General features: G+C 74.0%; 15 protein-coding genes. 14 read left to right on the forward strand and 1 reads right to left on the reverse strand.

The genetic code is table 11. From position 1 onward, the window contains the following. Positions 1 to 290: 290 nt before the first annotated feature. The 13 genes from ACH4K1_RS16535 (at position 291) to ACH4K1_RS16595 (ending at position 18,805) form a co-directional block, all read left to right on the forward strand. Positions 291 to 1,514, forward strand: coding sequence for an ROK family protein (locus ACH4K1_RS16535; protein ID WP_398090015.1), 1,224 nt, complete (start codon positions 291 to 293; stop codon positions 1,512 to 1,514). A gap of 58 nt (positions 1,515 to 1,572) precedes the next feature. Next, entirely contained in the window at positions 1,573 to 2,904 is a 1,332-nt protein-coding gene (locus tag ACH4K1_RS16540) for an ABC transporter substrate-binding protein (protein WP_398090016.1), read from the forward strand. 6 nt (positions 2,905 to 2,910) lie between these two features. Then, the gene (locus ACH4K1_RS16545; protein WP_398090017.1) at positions 2,911 to 3,852 is read left to right on the forward strand and encodes a carbohydrate ABC transporter permease; all 942 of its coding nucleotides are present in this window, start codon (positions 2,911 to 2,913) and stop codon (positions 3,850 to 3,852) included. A 3-nt stretch (positions 3,853 to 3,855) separates the two neighbouring features. Next, on the forward strand, positions 3,856 to 4,767 hold the full coding sequence (locus ACH4K1_RS16550; protein ID WP_398090018.1) for a carbohydrate ABC transporter permease: 912 nt from the start codon (positions 3,856 to 3,858) through the stop codon (positions 4,765 to 4,767). A gap of 1 nt (position 4,768) precedes the next feature. Continuing rightward, complete coding sequence (locus ACH4K1_RS16555; protein ID WP_398090019.1) at positions 4,769 to 6,034, forward strand: 6-phospho-beta-glucosidase; 1,266 nt, start codon at positions 4,769 to 4,771, stop codon at positions 6,032 to 6,034. Further along, positions 6,025 to 7,026 carry an N-acetylglucosamine kinase gene (locus ACH4K1_RS16560; RefSeq protein WP_398090020.1) on the forward strand — a complete coding sequence of 334 codons (1,002 nt, stop codon included), beginning with the start codon at positions 6,025 to 6,027 and terminating at the stop codon, positions 7,024 to 7,026. The genes ACH4K1_RS16555 and ACH4K1_RS16560 overlap by 10 nt, the downstream gene beginning before the upstream one ends. Before the next feature lie 301 nt (positions 7,027 to 7,327). Then, entirely contained in the window at positions 7,328 to 8,716 is a 1,389-nt protein-coding gene (locus tag ACH4K1_RS16565) for a hypothetical protein (protein WP_398090021.1), read from the forward strand. A gap of 11 nt (positions 8,717 to 8,727) precedes the next feature. Further along, on the forward strand, positions 8,728 to 9,762 hold the full coding sequence (locus tag ACH4K1_RS16570) for a glutamate ABC transporter substrate-binding protein (protein ID WP_398090022.1): 1,035 nt from the start codon (positions 8,728 to 8,730) through the stop codon (positions 9,760 to 9,762). Positions 9,763 to 9,869: 107 nt separating this feature from the next. After that, entirely contained in the window at positions 9,870 to 11,219 is a 1,350-nt protein-coding gene (locus tag ACH4K1_RS16575; protein ID WP_398090023.1) for a hypothetical protein, read from the forward strand. After that, positions 11,216 to 14,041, forward strand: coding sequence for a tetratricopeptide repeat protein (locus ACH4K1_RS16580; RefSeq protein WP_398090024.1), 2,826 nt, complete (start codon positions 11,216 to 11,218; stop codon positions 14,039 to 14,041). Before ACH4K1_RS16575 ends, ACH4K1_RS16580 begins: the two co-directional genes overlap by 4 nt. Before the next feature lie 2 nt (positions 14,042 to 14,043). Further along, entirely contained in the window at positions 14,044 to 15,507 is a 1,464-nt protein-coding gene (locus ACH4K1_RS16585; RefSeq protein ID WP_398090025.1) for a PP2C family serine/threonine-protein phosphatase, read from the forward strand. Between the two features lie 174 nt (positions 15,508 to 15,681). After that, positions 15,682 to 17,031 carry a VWA domain-containing protein gene (locus ACH4K1_RS16590; protein ID WP_398090026.1) on the forward strand — a complete coding sequence of 450 codons (1,350 nt, stop codon included), beginning with the start codon at positions 15,682 to 15,684 and terminating at the stop codon, positions 17,029 to 17,031. A gap of 130 nt (positions 17,032 to 17,161) precedes the next feature. Continuing rightward, a complete protein-coding gene (locus tag ACH4K1_RS16595; RefSeq protein WP_398090027.1) occupies positions 17,162 to 18,805 on the forward strand; it encodes an FHA domain-containing protein in 1,644 nt (547 codons plus the stop codon). A 106-nt stretch (positions 18,806 to 18,911) separates the two neighbouring features. Here the strand turns inward: ACH4K1_RS16595 and ACH4K1_RS16600 are convergent, their stop codons facing one another. Continuing rightward, positions 18,912 to 19,916 carry a methyltransferase domain-containing protein gene (locus ACH4K1_RS16600; RefSeq protein WP_398090028.1) on the reverse strand — a complete coding sequence of 335 codons (1,005 nt, stop codon included), beginning with the start codon at positions 19,914 to 19,916 and terminating at the stop codon, positions 18,912 to 18,914. Positions 19,917 to 20,101: 185 nt separating this feature from the next. On the opposite strand from ACH4K1_RS16600, the gene ACH4K1_RS16605 reads away from it, so the two are divergent. Next, complete coding sequence (locus tag ACH4K1_RS16605; RefSeq protein ID WP_073766136.1) at positions 20,102 to 20,506, forward strand: globin; 405 nt, start codon at positions 20,102 to 20,104, stop codon at positions 20,504 to 20,506. Positions 20,507 to 20,629 lie beyond the last annotated feature (123 nt).

The following is a 20,629-nucleotide window of genomic DNA, read 5'->3' on the forward strand; positions in this document are numbered from 1 at the left end:
GGGCGCCCCCCCCCCCTCCCCCGGGCCCACCACCCCAACCCCCCCCCCGCCAACCAACACCACGTCGGGCGGGGGGGGGGGGGGGCCCCCCCGGGTGGGGGGGGGCCCCCCCCCTTCCGCGTCATGGTGCGACGGTCGCTTCTTCTTGGCCTGGGTAACACTTTGGCTGTCCGATAGTCGCCCCCATTGACGCCCAGGTGGCCTGCGCCCTACCGTCCTCTCAACCAAACAGGAAACTTTCCTAACAGAGTCGCGGGCGTACGGGCCCGGCAGAGGGCGGTGCATCCACGATGGCGGGAAACCTTCCCGGCCCACCCCACACCCCGGGCACCCCCCGGGTGCTGCGGGCCATGAACGACCGCGCCGCCCTCGACCTGCTGCTGGAGCACGGTCCGCTCTCCCGGACCCGGATCGGGAAGCTGACCGGCCTCTCCAAGCCCACCGCCTCCCAGCTGCTGGCCCGGCTGGAGGCCGCCGGGCTCGTCGTCGCCACCGGGACCAGCGAGGGGCGCCCCGGGCCCAACGCGCAGCTCTACACGGTGAACGCGGGGGCCGCCCACGTCGCCGGGCTGGACGTGAACGGGCGGCGCATCGCCGCCGCCGTCGCGGACGTGACCGGGCGGACGGTCGGAGAGTTCGAGCTGGCCACCCCGGGGCGGCGCGCCGACAGCGTGGTGCGCCAGGTCGCCGACGCGCTGGACGGGGCGGTGAAGGACGCGGGGCTCGCCCGCGCGGACGTCCACCGGCTCGTCATCGGCACCCCGGGGGCGTTCGACCCGGGCACCGGACGGCTGCGGTACGCCTCGCACCTGCCCGGCTGGCACTCCCCCACCCTGCTGGACGAGCTGGCCGCGTTCCTGCCGATGCCGGTGGAGTACGAGAACGACGTCAACCTGGTCGCCGTCGCCGAACAGCGCCTCGGCGCGGCCCGCGGCCACGAGGACTTCGTCCTGCTGTGGAACGAGGAGGGGCTGGGCGCCGCCCTCGTCATCAACGGCCGGCTGCACCGGGGCTTCACCGGCGGCGCGGGCGAGGTCGGCTTCCTGCCGGTGCCGGGCACCCCGCTCGTACGCCAGGTCGTCAAGGCCAACAGCGGCGGCTTCCAGGAGCTGGCGGGCGCCCAGTCGGTGCCCCGGCTCGCCAGGTCGCTGGGCATCGACACCCCGCAGCAGCCGTACGCGAAGGTCGCCGCCGGCCTGCTGGCGCGGGCCGCCGCGGCGTACGAGGAGGACGAGGCGCTCACCGAGCTGCTGCACCAGTACGCCCAGCGGCTGGCCACCGGGCTCGCCTCCGTCACCGCCGTCCTGGACCCCGGGCTGATCGTGCTCGCCGGCGGGGCGGTCGCGGCGGGCGGCGAGGTCCTGCGCTCCCTGATCCAGTCCGAGCTGGCCGAACTCGCCGCCTCCCGGCCCCGCCTGGTGGTCGGCGAGATCGACCGCACCCCCGTCCTGCGCGGCGCCCTGGAGAGGGCGCTCGCCGACACCCGCGACGAAGTGTTCGACACCTCGCGCTGAACCACGCCCCTTCCCGTCCTGCCGTCTGATTCTCTTCCCCGTCCCTGGGAGTTCCGTCATGCGCACCAGCCGTCTCACCACCACCGCCGTCGCCGTCGCCGCGATATCGGTGCTCGCCACCGCGTGCACCGGCCAGACCGAGGCCGGGGCCTCCGACGACCCGAACGCGAAGACCACGATCAACTTCTGGCACGGCTGGAGCGCGCCCGCCGAGGTGAAGGCGGTCCAGGACAACATCGACCGGTTCGAGAAGGCCCACCCGAACATCACGGTGAAGGTCTCCGGCAACATCAACGACGACAAGCTGAACCAGGCGCTGCGGGCGGGCGGTTCGAACGGACCCGACGTGGTCTCCTCCTTCACCACCTCCAACGTCGGCAAGTTCTGCTCGTCCGGCGCGTTCGCGGACCTGAAGCCGTTCATCGAGAAGTCGAAGCTCGACCTGGAGAAGACCTTCCCGAAGGTCCTCCTGGACTACACCCAGTTCGAGGGCAAGCGCTGCGCCCTGCCGCTGCTCACCGACGCCTACGGCCTCTACTACAACAAGGACGCCTTCGAGAAGGCCGGGATCACCGCGCCGCCGAAGACGATGTCGGAGCTGGCGAGCGTCGCGAAGAAGCTGACGGTGGAGAAGGGCGACACCTACCAGCAGCTCGGGTTCATGCCGACCTTCCACGGCTACGAGACCGTCGCCGACCATTACATGTCCTCGTGGGATCACGCGTACTTCGACGAGAACGGCAAGTCCAACGTGGCCAAGGACCCGGCGTTCGCGGAGATGTTCACCTACCAGAAGAAGCTGGTCGAGGAGCTCGGCGGCTACGAGAAGCTGGAGAAGTACCGGGGCACCTTCGGTGACGAGTGGGGCGCCAAACACCCCTTCCACACCGGCCAGGTGGCCATGCAGCTCGACGGCGAGTGGCGGCTCGGGATGGCGGAGGACGCCGGGGTCGACTTCGAGATCGGCGTGGCGCCGATGCCGGTCGCCGACGACGAGGCCGACAGCTACGGCAAGGGCTTCCTCTCCGGCACGATCGTGGGCATCGCCCCGGCCAGCAAGAAGCAGAACGCGGCCTGGGAGCTGGTCAAGTACATGACCAGCGACACCAAGGCGGTGGTGGAGTTCGCCAACGGCATCCGCAACGTGCCCTCCACCCTCGCGGCGCTGAAGTCGCCGGACCTGAAGTTCGACCCGCGCTTCAAGACCTTCCTGGACATCGCCCAGCACCCGAAGTCCAGCACGCCCGACGGAGCCGTCAACGGCTCGACGTACCAGCTGACCCTCCAGGACTTCGGCTACCAGTACGAGAAGGGCGCGGTGAAGGACCTCCAGGCCGGTCTGGAGAAGACCGCGAAGCAGATCGACACCGACATCGCCAAGGCCAAGTAGCCCCCGATGACGACGCACACGCTCCGCTCGAAGCGCCGCAGGTCGGCGCTGCGCACGGCGGCCTTCATGTCACCGTGGCTGATCGGGTTCTCGGTCTTCTTCGCCTACCCGATGGTCTCGACCGTCTACTTCTCCTTCACGGAGTACGACGGCTTCGGGGTCCCGGCCTTCAACGGGCTGGACAACTGGACGTACATCTTCACCGACTACCCGATGTTCTGGCCGTCGCTGCGCAACACGCTGTGGCTGGTGGCCGTGATGGTCACCTGCCGGGTCGTCTTCGGCCTCGGCGTCGGGCTGCTGATCACGAGGATCAAGTCGGGCGCCGGGGTCTTCCGGACCCTGTTCTACCTGCCCTACCTGGCCCCGCCGGTCGCCGCGACGCTCGCCTTCGTCTTCCTGCTGAACCCGGGCACCGGTCCGGTCAACTCGATCCTCGGGGAGCTGGGGCTGCCGACGCCCGGCTGGTTCAACGACGCCTCCTGGTCCAAGCCGGCGCTCACCATGCTCGCGGTGTGGGGCATCGGGGACCTGATGGTGATCTTCATGGCCGCGCTGCTGGACGTACCCACCGAGCAGTACGAGGCAGCGGAGCTGGACGGCGCGTCCGCCTGGCAGAAGTTCCGCTTCGTGACCCTGCCCAACATCTCGCCCATCGTGCTGTTCGCGGTGGTGACGGGCGTCATCCAGGCGATGCAGTACTACACGCAGCCCCTGGTCGCCGGGAAGGTCGCCTCCGGTGTCATCGGCGGCTCCGGACAGTCCTTCGAACCCGGCTATCCCGACAAGTCGACACTGACGCTTCCGCAGCTCGTCTACAACCTGGGCTTCCAGCGCTTCGACTACGGTGCCGCCTGCGCCGTCGCCCTCGTCCTGTTCGCCCTGGCCATGGCCTTCACCGCGCTGCTGATGCGGGGCCGCAACAACCTGATCCCGGCCGGTGACTGAGCCATGACCCACCTCATCGACAAGACCACCGCGCCCGCGCCGGCGCCCGCCCCCGCCGCGCCCCGGACGACGGCGGCCCGCACCGCCCGCCGCAAGGCGCTGCTGCACTGGATCGCCGTGCACTCCCTCGGGGTCGCCGCCGCGCTCTTCTTCGTACTGCCGTTCGTCTTCGTGGTGCTGACCTCGCTGATGAGCGACCAGCAGGCGCTGACCCGCGACCTCACCCCGAACACCTGGGAGTGGGGCAACTACACGCGGGTCTTCCACACCGACGGCTTCCTCGTCTGGTGGCGCAACACCCTGCTGTACGCGGGCGTGGGCACCGTCCTCACCGTGGTGTCGTCCATTCCGGTGGCGTACGCGCTGGCGAAGTTCCGCTTCCGCGGACGCAGGCTGTCGCTGATGCTCGTCATCTCGATGATGATGCTGCCGCCGCAGGTCGTCATCATCCCGATGTACCTGTTCTGGGCCAAGCAGATGGACCTCTCCGGCACCCTGTGGCCGCTGATCATCCCGATGGCCTTCGGCGACGCGTTCTCCATCTTCCTGCTGCGGCAGTTCCTGCTCACCATCCCGAACGAGTACCTGGACGCGGCGAAGGTCGACGGCTGCGGCGAACTCCGCACGCTGGTCAAGGTCGTCCTGCCGATGGCCAAGCCCGGCATCGCGGCCATCGCCCTCTTCCAGTTCTTCGCCGCCTGGAACGACTACTTCGGACCACAGATCTACGCCTCGGAGAACCCGGCCGCCTGGACGCTCAGTTACGGCCTGGAGTCCTTCAAGGGCGCGCACCACACCGACTGGAACCTGACCATGGCCGCGACCGTCCTGGTCATGGCCCCCGTGATCGCCGTCTTCTTCTTCGCCCAGAAGGCATTCGTCGAGGGCGTCACACTGACCGGAGTAAAGGGCTGACATGAAGCTCGCAGTAGTGGGTGGCGGGTCCACCTACACCCCTGAACTGATCGACGGATTCGCCCGGCTGCGGGACACGCTGCCGATCGAGGAGCTGGTGCTCGTCGATCCGGCGGCCGACCGCCTGGAGCTCGTCGGCGGCCTCGCCCGGCGGATCTTCGCCAAGCAGGACCACGCGGGGAGGATCACGACCACGACCGAGGTCGACGCGGGCGTGGCCGACGCCGACGCGGTCCTGCTCCAGCTGCGCGTCGGCGGCCAGGCCGCACGCGAACGGGACGAGACCTGGCCGCTGGAGTGCGGCTGCGTCGGCCAGGAGACCACCGGCGCCGGCGGCCTCGCCAAGGCGCTGCGCACCGTGCCCGTGGTGCTGGACATCGCCGAGCGGGTCCGCCGCGCCAACCCGGACGCCTGGATCATCGACTTCACCAACCCGGTCGGCATCGTCACCCGGGCGCTCCTCCAGGCCGGGCACAAGGCGGTCGGCCTGTGCAACGTGGCGATCGGCTTCCAGCGGAAGTTCGCCCGGCTGCTGGACGTGAACCCCTCCGAGGTGCACCTCGACCACGTCGGGCTCAACCACCTGACGTGGGAGCTGGGGGTGCGGCTCGGCGGCCCGGACGGCGAGGACGTCCTGCCCCGGCTGCTCGCGGAGCACGGCGACGCCGTCGCCGCCGACCTCCGCATGGACCGGCGGATCGTGGACCGGCTCGGCGTCGTCCCCTCGTACTACCTGCGCTACTTCTACGCCCACGACGAGGTGGTGAAGGAGCTGGGCTCCAAGCCGTCGCGGGCCGCCGAGGTCGCGGCGATGGAGAAGGAGCTCCTCGCGATGTACGGCGACCCCTCGCTGGACGAGAAGCCCGAACTGCTGGCCAAGCGGGGCGGCGCGTTCTACTCCGAGGCGGCCGTGGACCTGGCGGCCTCCCTCCTGGGCGACGGCGGTTCGCCGGTCCAGGTGGTCAACACGTACAACCGGGGCACCCTGCCGTTCCTCCCGGACGACGCGGTGATCGAGGTCCAGGCCCGGGTCGGGCGCGACGGCGCGGTTCCGCTGGCCGTCCCGGCGCTGGACCCGCTGTACGCCGGTCTCATCGCCAACGTGACGGCGTACGAGGACCTCGCCCTGGACGCCGCGCTGCGCGGTGGCCGGGACCGGGTCTTCAAGGCGCTGCTCGCCCACCCGCTGATCGGCCAGTTCGACCACGCCGAGGGCCTCACCGACCGGCTGATCGCCCACAACCGGGAGCACCTGGCGTGGGCGTGAACGTGTCGGTCGTCGCCATCGACGCGGGCAACAGCAAGACCGACGTGGCGCTGATCGGCGAGGACGGCACGGTGCTGTCCTCGGCGCGCGGCGGCGGCTTCCAACCGCCCGTGGTCGGGGTGGAGACCGCGATCGACGTGCTGGCCGAGGTGCTGGGGCGGGCGGTCGCAGAGCTGCCGGGGGGCGGCGGGCCGCACGCCGCGCTCGCCCCGCCGGGCTCCTCCGTGCATGTCTCCGCGTGCCTGGCCAACGCCGACCTGCCCGTCGAGGAGGCCGAGTTGGCGGTGGCCCTGGAGGCCCGCGGCTGGGGCTCCTCGGTGGAGGTACGCAACGACACCTTCGCGATCCTGCGCGCCGGGGTGGACGAGCCCCGGGGCGTGGCGGTGGTCTGCGGGGCCGGGATCAACTGCGTGGGCATGACCCCGGACGGGCGGGCCGCCCGCTTCCCCGCGATCGGCCGGATATCCGGCGACTGGGGCGGCGGTTCGGGGCTCGCCGAGGAGGCGCTGTGGTTCGCCGCGCGCGCCGAGGACGGGCGCGGCGAGGCGTCGGAACTGTCCCGCGCGCTGCCGGGCCACTTCGGGCTCGACTCGATGTACGCGCTGATCGAGGCGCTGCACCGGGGCGCGATCCCGATGGCGCGGCGGCACGAGCTGACACCGGTGCTGTTCGCCACGGCCGCGGGCGGGGACGCGGTGGCCGCGGCGCTGGTGGAGCGGCTGGCCGGGGAGGTGGTGGCGATGGCCTCGGTCGCGCTGGACCGGCTCGGCCTGCTGGAGGAGGAGGTTCCGGTGCTGCTGGGCGGCAGTGTGCTGGCCGCGCGCCACCCGCAGCTGAACGACCGGATCGCCGCGCTCCTCAAGGACCGCGCGCCGAAGGCCGAGGTGCGCGTGGTGTCCGAGCCGCCGGTGCTGGGCGCGGCGCTGCTGGGCCTGGACCGCACGGGGGCGGGGCCGGAGGTCCACCGGCGGCTCCGGGGGCAGTACGTCTGAGGTTCCGGGCCGGGCGGGGCCCGGCGGGACGTCCCCTCACGCGTTGCGCGTGGGGGGACGCTTCGTGTGCGCTCCCCGTACGGGTGAACGCCCGGCGTACGGGGGGCGGGAGGGAACCGATCGGGCCCGTGGAACGTGTACCTGATGGGGAGTCCGTTCGCTTATGGGGATGTATCCGGGCACGTTGCGCTGTTCGCCTTGATCGGCTGCGCCCGCCCTGGTCGAATGCGGGGACGGGCAACGGGGACTGACAACGGGACGGGGACGGGGACCTGCCGTCGGCGACCGAGGGGGAGGGCGAGTGACACACCCGCCGAGCGGCGGCTCGCAGACGTTGCGCGCACCGGACCCGGTGCCCGCGCCCACCGCCGTGCCCGCCCGGCCCCGCGCCGCCCGGGCGGTCCAGGTCGAACGGCTGCGCGCGGCGGCGACGACCGAGCCCGGCCGGCTCCGGATCTTCGGGGCCGTCCTGGCGCTGCTGGTCGTGGCGTTCGGCGCGGTGACCACGCTGGAGATCTCGCAGCGGGCCGCCGCCGCCGACGACGTGGTCGGCCGCAGCCAGCCGCTCAGCTCCGACGCGGCGGACGTCTACCGCTTCCTGGCGGACGCCGACACCACGGCGGCCGGCGGGTTCCTCGCCGGCGCGCAGGAGCCCGACGCCGTGCGGGAGCGGTACCGCGAGGACATCGAGGAGGCGGCCCGACTGCTGGTGAAGGCGTCGGGGAACACCGCGTCGGGCAGCGCCTCCAGCCGTGAGATAGCCACCCTCAACAAGCTGCTCCCGGTCTACACGGGCCTGGTCGAGCGCGCCCGCGCCAACAACCGCCAGGGCCTGCCGCTGGGCGGCGCCTATCTCCGGTACGCGAACCGGAAGATGGCCGGCGAGATGCTGCCGGCCGCCGAGCGGCTGTACGCGGCGGAGACGGGCCGGCTGGAGGCGGACTCCGCCGACGCCCGGCGCCGGCCCTTCCTCTCGGTCGGCGCGGGAATCGTGGTGCTCGGCGCCCTGGTGTGGATGCAGCGGCGCACCTACCGGCGGACCAACCGGGTGCTGAACCACGGGCTGGTGGCGGCGACGGCCGCCGCCTCGGTGGTGGTGCTGTGGGCGGCCGTGGGGCACACCGTGGCCCGTACGGAGCTGCGCGCGGCGATGGTGCACGGCCAGGCCTCCCTGGACGTGCTCAACGACGCCCGGATCAGCTCCCTCAAGGCGCGCGCCAACGAGAACCTCACCCTGGTGGCGCGCGGCGCGGTGCTGACCCCCGACGGCTCCGCCGACCAGTACGAGGCGGACTACGGCACGGGGATGAAGACGCTGAAGGACCGGCTGGAGAAGGCCGGACGGCTCGCGGACGACGCGCGCGGGAAGGCTCCCGTGGCCGACGCGGCCGAGGGCGTGGCCCGGTGGCAGGTCCGCCACCGCGAAGCCCGTGCCACGGACGACCGGGGCGACTACGACGGCGCTCTGGAGCAGGTCATCGGGACGGGGAAGTCCACCGGGCAGTCCTTCCAGCAGGTGGACACCGCGCTGGAGAAGGCGCTGGCCCATGAGCAGGGCGAGTTCGCCTCGGCGGCGGAGGACGGGCGCGGGGCTCTGCGGGGGCTGCCCACGGGGGCCGCGGTGCTGGCGGTCCTGGGGGCCGCCGCGGTGGTCGCCGGGGTCAACCGCAGGCTCTCGGAGTACCGGTGAGAGGGGCAGCGATGAGCAGGTCGAAGGACCGGCCCGCGCGCCGCCTGCGCGGCTGGGGCGGTGTGACGGGGATGGCGGTGGCGTGCGCGTTCACCGCCGCGGTCACCTTGCTGCCGCTGGCCCACCACGGCGGCGGGGCGGCCGGGGCGGGCCTCCCGGGCGGCGGGGTGGTGACCGCCGAGGGGGCGCGCGCCAAGGCGTGCACCGAGCCGGAGGCGAGTCTGCGCCCGTCCGGCGGTGACGGGCCGAACATCGACCGGATCAAGCGGCGCGGCAAGCTGATCGCGGGCGTCGACCAGAACAGCTTCCGCTGGGGGTACCGCAACCCGGAGAGCCGGCAGCTCGAAGGGTTCGACATCGATCTGGTGCGGGCCGTCGCCCGGGACGTGCTGGGCGACCCGGATGCGGTGGTCTTCCGTGCGATCCCCACCAACCAGCGCATCGCCGCTCTGGAGCACGACCGGGTCGACGTGGTCGTGCGGACGATGACGATCAACTGCAAGCGGCTCGAACAGGTCTCCTTCTCCACCGCCTACTTCCAGACCGGGCAGCAGGTGCTCGCCCCGAAGGAGTCGGCGATCACCGGGTACGACGCCTCGCTGAAGGGCAAGCGGGTCTGTTCGGCCGAGGGCTCCACGGCGTACGAGGCGTTGGAGAAGCAGTCGTTCGGGGCGCTCTACCAGGACGACCACGACGGCACCGAGCGCGATCCGGACCTGCTGACCGTGCCCAACCAGTTGGACTGCCTGGTGCGGCTCCAGTTGGGCGAGGTCGACGCGGTGGTCACGGACAACGCCCTGGCGGCCGGTCAGGCGGCGCAGGACCCGGCGGTGGAGCTCAAGGGGAAGGCCCCGTTCACCACCGAGTACTACGGCGTCGCGGCGAAGAAGGGCGCCGACGATCTGGTGGCCCGGGTGAACAAGGTCCTCGTCGACTTCCGGGCGGGCGGCGACGACAGCGCGTGGATGACGTCCTACCGGCGGTGGCTGGCGGCCGGACTGCCCGGCATATCCGGGCCGCCCGCCCCCAAGTACCGCGGCGACTGACGCGGTTCGCCCCCCACGCGGGCCGGGGCGGGCGGGCCGAAGCCGGACCCAAGCAGACCGATCCCGCCGGGCCCACCGGCCCGGCGGGGAGAGCGGAGAGGTGATCGATGGGCGTCGCGGGATCCTTCCCCGGCTTCGCGGGGAGGCCCCCCGGCCCGGTCCTGGACCGGGAGGAGGCGGACCGTGCGCTGGCCCGGCTCGGCGCGGAGCACGAGGCGATCGAGACCTCGCTCCTCGCGCTCCAGGACCATGCCGGCCGCCGACTGCTGGAGGGGGCCGAGCTGACCGGCGTCACCCGGGAGCGCTGGGCCACGACCGAGCAGTCGATCACCCTGCTGTGGGGGTACTTCGACGCGTACGCGGGGGCGCTGGCGGAGGCCCGGGAGATCCGTGCGCGCCGCCGGCACCCGAACCGGGAGGACCTTCTCGCCCTGACGGAGCTGCTGCGCGGCGAGGCGGTCACCGTCGCCAACGCGGGCGCGGTGCCGCCCTCGGCCGTGGGCCCGGCCCGGCTCTCCGAGCGGTTCTCGCTCCAGGAGCTGGTGGCCCGGATGAACGAGCTGTACGCCAGGTCGCTGGACATGGTCGTCGCCTCCGACGCGGTCTGGTCGGCGCTGCCCGCCCGGATCGACCTGCTCGCGGCCGAACTGCACCGGACGCGTTCGCTGGCGTACTCGGTGGGGGTGCGGCCCGGTGAGCATCCGGCCGGGGACGACCTGGTGGCGATCACCGAGGAGCTGACCACGCTGCGGGTGCAGGTGGTCTCCGACCCCCTGGCGTTCTGGCTGCCGGGCCCCGGCAGCGCCGCGCCGGGCGGCGGCCGCCCCGACACCTCGCGCTACGACCGGGCGGCCCGCGCCCTGGAGGACGTACGGCGGGAGATCGAGGCGGTCCTCGCGGTGCGCCAGGACGCCGAGGCGCGCCTGGCGCGGCTGCGGGACGTGCTCTCGCGGGCCGACCGGACCCTCACCGAGGCGCGGGCGGCGCGGGGCGAGGTGCTGGCCAAGATCGCCGCCTCCGAAGTGCCGGCGGTCAGCGGGCCGCCGACCGCCCTCCAGGAGCGGCTGGCGACGGCGTCGGACCACCGCAGGCGGGCCCAGTGGCACCGGTTGTCGCCGTTGCTGGAGGCGCTGGAGCAGGAGGCCGAGGAGGAGTTGCTGCGCGCCCGCGAGTCGTTGACATCGGTGACCGCTCCGCTGGCGGTCCGGGCGGAGCTGCGCGGCCGGCTGGACGCGTACAGGGCGAAGGCGGCCCGGCACGGCCTGGCGGAGGACCCGGTGCTGATCGAGCGGTACGACGCGGCCCGCCGCATGCTGTGGAGCGCGCCGTGCGATCTGCGCGCCGCCGAGCAGGCCGTCCTGCGCTACCAGCACGCGGTCGCGGACGCGCTGACGCCGCACCGGCCCGAGGAGCCGGAGGACCGGTGGGGCGCGGGCGGACAGGGGGAGAGACGATGAGTACGCGGTGCCAGCGACCCTCGTGCGAGGGGGCCTACGAGGACATGGGCGGAGGTGAGCTGTACTGCGACACCTGCGGTCTGGCGCCGGTCGTCTCGCCGACGGGCATGGTCTCCTCGCCGCCCACCGGGATCGCCGGGGGCGGACGGGCCGGCGGCCCGGACAGTTCCTCCCAGCGGTCGGGTTCCCGCGCCTCCGCCCGGTCCTCGTCCCGTTCGTCGACCTCGCGCCGTTCGGTCTCCGGCCGGCTGTCGCGCTCGCTGTCCGGGGCGTCCGCCTCCCGGTCGGTCTCGGTGCGTTCCTCCGGCTCGACCACGGCCGCCTCGGCGCGGGGGCGGCTGGGCGCCGGACTGGTCCAGGTGCCGGACGTGCCCCGGCACGATCCGCGCACGGCGGTGATGGAGCACGCCGAGGTGCCGGAGCGGAAGCGGTTCTGCTCCCGTTCGGACTGCGGCGCGCCGGTGGGACGTGCGCGCGGGGGGCGGCCGGGGCGCACCGAGGGGTTCTGCACCAAGTGCGGGCACCCCTACTCCTTCGTGCCGAAGCTGAACAGCGGTGACGTCGTGCACGGCCAGTACGAGGTCGTGGGCTGCCTGGCGCACGGCGGGCTCGGCTGGGTGTACCTGGCGGTGGACCGGGCCGTGTCGGACCGCTGGGTGGTCCTCAAGGGCCTGCTGGACACCGGCGACCAGGACGCGATGGCCGCCGCGATCTCCGAGCGCCGCTTCCTCGCCGAGATCGAGCACGCCAACATCGTGCGGATCTACAACTTCGTCGAGCACCTGGACCAGCGGACCGGGTCGCTGGACGGCTACATCGTGATGGAGTACGTCGGCGGCAAGTCGCTCAAGGAGATCGCCAACGAGCGCCGCACCCCGGCCGGGAAGCGCGACCCGCTGCCGGTGGAGCAGGCGTGCGCGTACGGGATCGAGGCGCTGGAGGCGCTGGGCCATCTGCACAGCCGCAACCTCCTGTACTGCGACTTCAAGGTCGACAACGCGATCCAGACCGAGGACCAGCTCAAGCTGATCGACATGGGCGCGGTGCGCCGGATGGACGACGACGAGTCGGCGATCTACGGCACGGTGGGCTACCAGGCGCCGGAGGTCGCGGAGCTGGGCCCCTCGGTCGCCTCCGACCTGTACACGGTGGCCCGGACGCTGGCGGTCCTCACCTTCGACTTCCAGGGGTACACGAACGTCTACGCCGACGCCCTCCCGGACCCGGACACGATCGAGGTGTTCCGCACCTACGAGTCGTTCTACCGGCTGCTGGTGCGGGCCACCGATCCGGACCCGGGCCGCCGCTTCGCCTCGGCGGCGGAGATGGCCGAGCAGGTGACGGGGGTGCTGCGGGAGGTGGTGGCGCTGCAGACCGGCCGGCCGCGTCCGGCGCTCTCCACGCTGTTCGGCGGGGAACTGCGCGTGGTCGACACGGAGCTGTTCGCCCCGCAGTCCGACGACGTCTCGCTGCTGGGCGGCCGGGAGACCGGAGCGGCGCGCGGGCCGGGGGGCCGGCGCGGGGGCGGCGGCCGTCCGAATCCGGGCGTTCCGGCACAGGGGCCCGCCGGGCGGGCGCAGCCGGTCGCTCCGGGGGCCGTGGCCCCGGCGGTGGCCGGGGCGCTGCCGGTGGGCGCGCAGCCGCACGGGCCGGCGGGGGGCGGCGCGTCCGGGCCGGGGGCCGCTCCGCTGGCCGTGGAGCCGACCCACGTCCGGGGTTCCGCGCCGGGCGGCGGGGCTCCGTTCCCGTCCCCTCCCCCGGCGCACGCCCCTGTTCCGGCGCCCCGGGCGGCCGAGCCGGCCCCGGGCCCGTCCGCCGGGCCGTACGCCGTGCCGTCCGGTCCGTACGGCCCCTCCGGGGGCGCCCGGCTCGCCCCGTTCGACAGCCGGGCCACCTCGTTGGCGCTGCCGGTCCCCCGGGTCGACGCGACGGACCCGAACGCCGGTTTCCTGGCCGGTCTCATGGCCTCCGCCCCCGCCGAGCTGATCACCGCCCTGCACGCGGTCCCGGCCCCCTCGCTGGAGACCCGGCTGCGGGAGCTGCGGGCCCGGCTGGAGATGGGGGACCTGGACCCGGCCGCCCGCGCGCTGTCCACCCTGGAGGGTGAACACCCCGACGACTGGCGGGTGGTCTGGTACCGGGGGATCACCTCGCTGGTGACCGGCGACCACGAATCGGCGGCGCTCTCCTTCGACGCGGTCTACGACGCGTTCCCCGGGGAGACCACGCCCAAGCTGGCGCTGGGGATCTGTGCGGAGGTGCTGGGCCAGCTGGACAACGCCGCCGAGTACTACCGCCTGGTGTGGGCGACCGACCCGGGGTTCGTCAGCGCCGCGTTCGGCCTGGCCCGGGTGCAGATCGCGGCCGGTGAGCGGGGGGCGGCGGTGTCCACCCTGGAGTCGGTGCCGGAGGCGTCGATCCACTACACGGCGGCGCGGGTGGCCGCCGTCCGGGCGCGGCTGCGCGAGCGCTCGCCCCATGAGCCGCTGCGGGCCGACCTGACGGCCGCCGGGGATCAGGTGACGGCGCTGGCGGCCTTCGGCCTGGACCCGGTGCGCCACGAGCAGTTGTCGACCGAGGTACTGGGCAAGGCGCTGGACTGGGTACTCTCCGGTAGTCCCGGTGTCCAGGGGCCGGGCGGACCGGCCGCCGGTACGCCGCGTGGTGCACGGAAGCTGCTCGGCGCCGAACTGGACGAACGGGGACTGCGGTTCGGGCTCGAACGCTCGTACCGCAGGCTCGCCCGGCTCGCGCAGCAGGGCGACGAGAGGATCGAACTGGTGGAGCGGGCCAACCGTTTCCGCCCCCGGACGTGGGTGTGAAGATGTCACAGAGCCACCAGCAGCCCGCCCTGGCGAAGTGCCCCGGCTGCGAGGAGCCGCTGGATAGGGGCGACCGCTTCTGCGGAGCGTGCGGCTACGACCTCTCGGCCGTGCCGACGCGCCCCGGCGACCGGCCGACGGTGGCCATCACCGTGCCCCCGGCCGGACAGGCGGAGGCGTCGGAGGCCGGCGGGGTGGAGGCCGGGGCGGTGCGGTGGCCCGCCGCCGCGGAGACCGACAGCTCGGACGCGCCCGCCCCCGTGCACCGGCCGGCGAACGTGCCGGGGACGGACTCGGACGGCAGGCCGCCGGCGGGGACCGGGCCGGACGGGGCGCCGGGCCACGAGGCCGAGGCCGTCCGCGTACGCCACGACCATCGGGGGGCCCCGGGCGGGACGGACGCGCCGGGCGCCGCGCCCCCGGCCGGTGCGGCGGATCCGCGAACCGCGGCGGACTCCGGTGACTTCCCGTTGGCCGCGCCCGACCCCCGTACGGCGGAACACGCCCCGCCCCCTCCCGCCCCCGGCCCCGGGGCGAAGCTCTGTGTGGCGTGCCGCTCCGGCCGGGTGGACCCCGACGGCTACTGCGAGAACTGCGGGCACGCCCAGCCCCGGGAGCGCGACCACATGGAGCAGGAGCTCGACGCGGTGGCCGCCGTGAGCGACCGGGGGCTGCGCCACCACCGCAACGAGGACTCCTTCGCCCTCTCCTCGACCGCGCTGCCGGACGGTTCGCCGGCCGTCGTCGCGATCGTCTGCGACGGGGTCTCCTCGGCGAGCCGCCCGGACGAGGCGTCGGCCGCCGCCGCGAGCGCCGCCAACGAGGCGCTGCTGGAGTCCCTGCCGCGCGGTACGCACCCGCAGCAGGCGATGCACGAGGCGATCGTCGCCGCGTCCGAAGCGGTCAACGCCCTGGCACAGGAGCCGGCCGGGGCGATGGAGCACGACACGCACCGCCATCAGAACGCCCCGGCCTGCACCCTGGTCGGCGCGGTCATGGCGGGTGACCTGCTGGTCATCGGCTGGGTCGGCGACAGCCGCGCCTACTGGGTGCCCCAGGACCGGGCCCGGCCCACCGCCCGGCTCACCGAGGACGACTCCTGGGCCGCGCAAATGGTGGCGGCGGGCCTGATGAACGAGGCGGAGGCGTACGCGGACGACCGCGCCCACGCCATCACCGGCTGGCTCGGCGCCGACGCGTACGAACTGGAGCCGCACACCGCCGCGTTCAAGCCGGACCGGCCGGGTCTGGTGGTGGTGTGCACGGACGGCCTGTGGAACTACGCGGAGTCCGCCGAGGAGATGGCCGCCGTCGTCCCGGACGACGCCCAGGAGCGTCCGCTGCACGCCGCCCGGGTGCTCGTCGGACACGCGCTCGACGGCGGGGGCCACGACAACGTAACAGTGGCGCTGCTGCCGTTCGCCGTACGTCCGGGAGGGGCAGGATCGGCCCGCGAAGCCGTGTGATCCTCACGGGCCCTCCCGGCCCGGACGGAGTCGAGGGCGCGGGGAGGGGGCACGGGCGACTGACGACGGCGCCGCAGGGCCCCTCCCTGCTCGCGCGAAGCCGAGAAGCTCCGGGAGTGCGTGCGGGCCCCGCGAGCCCGGCCTGATCCGAACGAGAGGCCCTAGGAGCCGACCATGGCCAACTTCTCCAAGTCGAACGTGCCGCAGTTCTCCGTCGAGGTGTACCAGAACGCGTTCCTGCCCGAGGGCGGACGCGAGGTCAACGCCGTCGTGACCGTCACCTCGACCGGCGGCGGCACCACCGGCGGGATACCCCTGGCGGGCTCGGGGCCCGCGCACGGGGCGGGGCGGGGGCCGGGCGCCGCCGTCGTGCTGATGGTCGACTGCTCGGGCTCGATGGACCACCCGCCGACGAAGATGCGCCACGCGCGCGACGCGACGGCCGCGGCCGTCGACACCCTGCGCGAGGGCACCCTGTTCGCGGTGGTCGCCGGGACGCACGTGGCCAAGGACGTCTACCCGGGCGACGGGCGGCTCGCGGTCGCCGACGCGCACACGAAGGCCGCGGCCAGGGAGGCCCTGCGCAGGCTCAGCGCGGGCGGCGGCACCGCCATCGGCACCTGGCTGCAGCTGGCCGACCGGCTGCTGGGCTCGGCCGACGCGGCCATCCGGCACGGCATCCTGCTGACCGACGGCCGCAACGAGCACGAGGCGCCCGAGGACCTGCGGGCGGCCCTGGACTCCTGTGCGGGCCGGTTCACCTGCGACGCCCGCGGGGTGGGCACCGACTGGGAGGTGAAGGAGGTCGCCGGCGTCGCCGCCGCCCTCCTCGGCACGGCCGACATCGTCGCCGACCCCTCGGGCCTGGCCGCGGACTTCACGCGGATGATGGAGAACGCCATGGGCAAGGAGGTCGCGGACGTGGCGCTGCGGCTCTGGACGCCCGTGGGGGTGGAGATCCAATTCGTGAAACAGGTCGCGCCGACCGTGGCGGACCTGACCGGGCGGCGCACCGAGGCGGGCCCCCGGTCCGGGGACTACCCGACCGGTTCGTGGGGGGACGAGTCGCGGGACTACCACGTGTGCGTGCGGGTTCCGGAGGCCGGGATCGGCCAGGAGATGCTGGCGGCCCGGGTCTCGCTGGTCCTGCCCGGCCCCGCGGGCGCTCCGCAGACCCTGTCGCAGGGGCTCGTACGGGCCGTGTGGACGGACGACATGGCGGCCTCCACCTCGATCAACCCGCAGGTCGCGCACTACACGGGCCAGGCGGAGCTGGCACAGGTCATCCAGCAGGGTCTGGAAGCGCGCAAGTCGGGTGATGTCGACGGCGCGACGGCCAAGCTGGGGCGTGCGGTGCAGCTGGCGTCGGCGTCCGGGAACCAGGACACCGCACGGCTGCTCTCGAAGGTGGTCGACGTCGTGGATGCCGCGACAGGTACTGTGCGACTGAAGGCGAAGGTTGCGGAAGCGGACGAGATGACTCTCGAAACGCGCTCGACCAAGACCGTTCGCGTCAAGAAGTAACACGGTCCGGTCATCCGATGACCACAGGCCGTGAGAACCGAACAGCCCGACGTATTCGCTGAGCGACGACGCCGCGATCGACAGCAAGGACGGCCCCCGCGGCCGGAAGAGGAGAGGGGGAAGCGCCGACATGCCGACCTGCCCGAACGGACACCAGTCGGGTTCCGAGGACTGGTGCGAGGTCTGTGGACACCGCATGGCCCCGGGCGGTGCGCCCGCGGGCGCCGTGCCCCCGCCGCCCCCTCCGCCACCCGCGCCCGGTTACGGCTACCCGCAGCCGGATTCCGGTACCGGTGGCGGCCCGCCCACCATGCAGGCGGAGCTGTGCCCGCAGTGCCGCACGCCGCGTGAGGCGATGGCGCCGTTCTGCGAGGAGTGCCGCTGGAACTTCCTCACCAACAAGGCGACCTCCTACACCCCGCTCGCCCCGCAGCACGGCACGCCCGACAGCCCCCCGCCCGGCCTCAACCTGCCGCCCGGCTTCCAGGCGCAGGGCCAGGGCGGACAGCCCGGCCACGGCGGACAGCCCGGCCAGGGCGGCCCCGGCGGGCAGGGCGGGCACGGTGGTCCCGGCACGCAGCCCGGCCAGGGCGGCCCCGGCGGGCAGGGCGGCCCCGGTGCGCCCCAGCCGCACGATCCGTTCGACTACCAGGGTTCGCGCCCCTCGCAGATGAACCGTCCCGCCGAGCCGCTCGCCCCCGAGCGGAGCGGCCCGCACGGGGACGGGGGCCCCCAGGGGAACGGCGGCCCGCACGGTAACGGCGGCCAGGGCGGGCCTCCCCCGTCGTTCCGGCAAGGCCCCCCGCCGCCCTCGTTCCCGCAGCAGGGCCATCCCTCGCAGCAGTCGGCGCCCTCGCCGTTCGAACCGCAGCGGCAGCCGACTCCTTCGCCGTTCGAGCCCCGGCAGCCGGCTCCCTCCCCGTTCGAACCGCAGCAGCCCGCTCCCCCGGCCCCCTCGCCGTTCGAGCCCCGGCAGTCCTCGCCCTTCGCGCCGTCGCAGCAGCAGTCGGGGCCGCCCGCGCCGCCGCGCTCGTCGGGGCACACGGCCGGCGGGGACGACTGGATGCTGCCGCCGCCCTCCCGGCCGCAGCCCCCGCAGCCGCCCCAGCACTTCCAGCAGCCGGGCCCTCACCAGGGCCCGGACCAGGGCGTGGGGCAGGGCGTGGGGCAGGGCCAGGGCCTTCAGGACCGCGGTGGTCCGGACCAGGGGTACGCGGGTCACGGCCGGAGCGGCCAGGACCAGGAGTACGGCCCGGGCGGCCAGGGCCAGGGGTACGACCAGGACGACCAGAGCGGCCAGGACCAGGGGTACGACCAGGGCGGTCGGCAGCACGCCGGGGCGCCCGGCGGGGGCGGCCCGCAGCAGCCCGCCTCCTGGACGGCCGTGATCGCCCCGGACCGCGAGTACTTCCTGGCGATGATGCAGCGCAGCGGCCCCGAGGCCAGCAGGCTCAACCTGCCCGCGTACTCCCCGGAGCAACGCCTTCCGCTCACCGGCGGCCAGGTCACCATCGGACGTCGGCGGCAGAGCACCGGCGAGTCCCCCGACGTGGACCTCTCGGTGCCTCCGGAGGACCCGGGCGTCTCGCACCAGCACGCGATGCTGGTGCAGCAGCCGGACGGCGGCTGGGCGGTCGTCGACCAGAACTCCACCAACGGCACCACGCTGAACGGCTCCGAGGACCCGATCCAGCCCTACGTCCCCGTACCGCTCCAGGACGGCGACCGGGTGCACGTCGGGGCGTGGACGACGATCACGCTCCGCCGGGACTGAACGGAACGGCACACCCGCCCGACGGGACCGAACGCCCCCGCGGTGCGGGCGGCCCCGGACCGACGACGGCGCCCGTCCTGCCCTCCGGGGCCGGGCGGGCGCCGTCTCATGCGGCGGGGAGCGGCCAGGTGTACGGGCCCTGCGGGTCGTCGAGCCAGGCCCACTGCCGCCCCCGGCCGACCGTGATGCCGTACCTCTCCCGCTGCGGGCGCCCCTCGCGTTCCCAGAGGGAGAGGGCCTCATGCGGATCGAGCGCCCCCGCGGTCAGGGTCAGCAGGAACCGGAACAGGTCGTCCCCGGCCACCCGGCCCGGCAGCCCGCCGAGGCGCGGAAGGGGGCCGGCGGCCGGGTGCGCCCCGCGCAGGGGCACGAAATACGCCGGGGTGTGAAGGAAGTGCCCCTCCGCGCACGGGCCGTCCGCCGTCGCGCGGACCCGGAGCGAGACCAGCCCCGTGGCGAGCGGGGCGATGATCCGCGCCCCCGGACGGCACTGTTCCGGCCAGCTCCGCGGTAGGGACGGCAGGGTGCAGGTCGCGATGATCCGGTCGTACGGAGCGTGCGCCGGGCAGCCCCGCGCGCCGTCGCCGGTGACCACCGTGGGGCGGCGGCCGGCCGCGGCGAGGTGGCTGCGGGCCGCGTCCGTGATCCCGGGGTCCAGATCGACGGTGGTCACCGCCGCGTCGCCGAGCCGGTGGGCGAGCAGGGCCGCGTTGTAGCCGGGGCCGGTACCGATCTCCAGGACGGTGTGCCCGTCCTCGACGTCGAGGGCGTCGAGCATCAGGGCCATCAGGGACGGCTGGCTGGAGGACGAGACGAGTTCGCCGTCCTTGAGGCGGGTGGCCAGCGCCCCGTCCGCGTACACCCCGCGCAGCCAGCGGGAGCGGCGCTCGGGGTCGGGGTCCTCGCCCCAGAGGCGTTCGTAGCCCCGGATGCCGTGCACGTAGAAGAACGGCACGAACAGATGGCGGGGAACCTCCGCAAAGGCGGTGCGCCAGGCGGGGTCGGGGAACGCGCCCCGCGCGTCGATCTCCCGTACCAGGGCCGCCCGCGCCGCGTCGGCCTCGGCGTCGTCGGAGGCGGGCGGGGTGGGTCCGTACCGGTGTGCGCCCATACCTCCACTGTCCTGCGCCGGAGCCGTGCGGGCGAGCCGGTGAACGGCGGGCGGCAAGCGGCAAGCGGCAGGCGGCGGGCGGCGGACAGCGCGGTGACCGCGGACCGGGCCGGTGTCCGCCCGGTCCGCCCGCCCCTGGTCCTAGGACCCCCGTCCTCGGCCGGGGCGTCTGCGACCATGGACGGGTGACTGAGATTCCGCGCGACACGCTTCAGGAGCAGACCTTCTACGAGCAGGTCGGCGGCGAGGCGACCTTCCGCCGCCTGGTCCACCGCTTCTACCAGGGCGTGGCGGGCGACGAGCTGCTGCGGCCGATGTACCCGGAGGAGGACCTGGGCCCGGCCGAGGAGCGGTTCGCGCTGTTCCTGATGCAGTACTGGGGCGGTCCGCGCACCTACAGCGACCACCGGGGCCACCCCCGGCTGCGGATGCGGCACGCGCCGTTCCGGGTGGACCGGGCGGCCCATGACGCCTGGCTCACCCACATGCGGGCGGCGCTGGACGAGCTGGAGCTCGCGCCGGAGCACGAGCGGCAGTTGTGGGACTACATGACGTACGCCGCCGCCTCGATGATCAACACCGCCGACTGATCAGCACCGCCGGCTGATCAACACCGCCGGCTGATCAACACCGCCGGCCGAGCGGCATCGCCGGCCGGCCGCCGCCGCCCCTCGGCACCGCTGTCCGGCCGCGGCCGGCGGATGCGCCGCGGC

The sequence above is a fragment of the Streptomyces sp. NPDC017448 genome, assembly GCF_044330565.1.
In the GTDB taxonomy this organism is placed as follows: domain Bacteria; phylum Actinomycetota; class Actinomycetes; order Streptomycetales; family Streptomycetaceae; genus Streptomyces.

What these genes read in the sequence shown, in the direction of transcription:
- ACH4K1_RS16545 (WP_398090017.1), top strand. Translation starts at nt 2,911, where the DNA reads ATGACGACGCACACGCTCCGCTCGAAGCGCCGCAGGTCGGCGCTGCGC.
- ACH4K1_RS16570 (WP_398090022.1), top strand. Translation starts at nt 8,728, where the DNA reads ATGAGCAGGTCGAAGGACCGGCCCGCGCGCCGCCTGCGCGGCTGGGGC.
- ACH4K1_RS16600 (WP_398090028.1), bottom strand. Translation starts at nt 19,916, where the DNA reads ATGGGCGCACACCGGTACGGACCCACCCCGCCCGCCTCCGACGACGCC.
- ACH4K1_RS16595 (WP_398090027.1), top strand. Translation starts at nt 17,162, where the DNA reads ATGCCGACCTGCCCGAACGGACACCAGTCGGGTTCCGAGGACTGGTGC.
- ACH4K1_RS16535 (WP_398090015.1), top strand. Translation starts at nt 291, where the DNA reads ATGGCGGGAAACCTTCCCGGCCCACCCCACACCCCGGGCACCCCCCGG.
- ACH4K1_RS16585 (WP_398090025.1), top strand. Translation starts at nt 14,044, where the DNA reads ATGTCACAGAGCCACCAGCAGCCCGCCCTGGCGAAGTGCCCCGGCTGC.
- ACH4K1_RS16540 (WP_398090016.1), top strand. Translation starts at nt 1,573, where the DNA reads ATGCGCACCAGCCGTCTCACCACCACCGCCGTCGCCGTCGCCGCGATA.
- ACH4K1_RS16580 (WP_398090024.1), top strand. Translation starts at nt 11,216, where the DNA reads ATGAGTACGCGGTGCCAGCGACCCTCGTGCGAGGGGGCCTACGAGGAC.
- ACH4K1_RS16575 (WP_398090023.1), top strand. Translation starts at nt 9,870, where the DNA reads ATGGGCGTCGCGGGATCCTTCCCCGGCTTCGCGGGGAGGCCCCCCGGC.
- ACH4K1_RS16590 (WP_398090026.1), top strand. Translation starts at nt 15,682, where the DNA reads ATGGCCAACTTCTCCAAGTCGAACGTGCCGCAGTTCTCCGTCGAGGTG.
- ACH4K1_RS16550 (WP_398090018.1), top strand. Translation starts at nt 3,856, where the DNA reads ATGACCCACCTCATCGACAAGACCACCGCGCCCGCGCCGGCGCCCGCC.
- ACH4K1_RS16555 (WP_398090019.1), top strand. Translation starts at nt 4,769, where the DNA reads ATGAAGCTCGCAGTAGTGGGTGGCGGGTCCACCTACACCCCTGAACTG.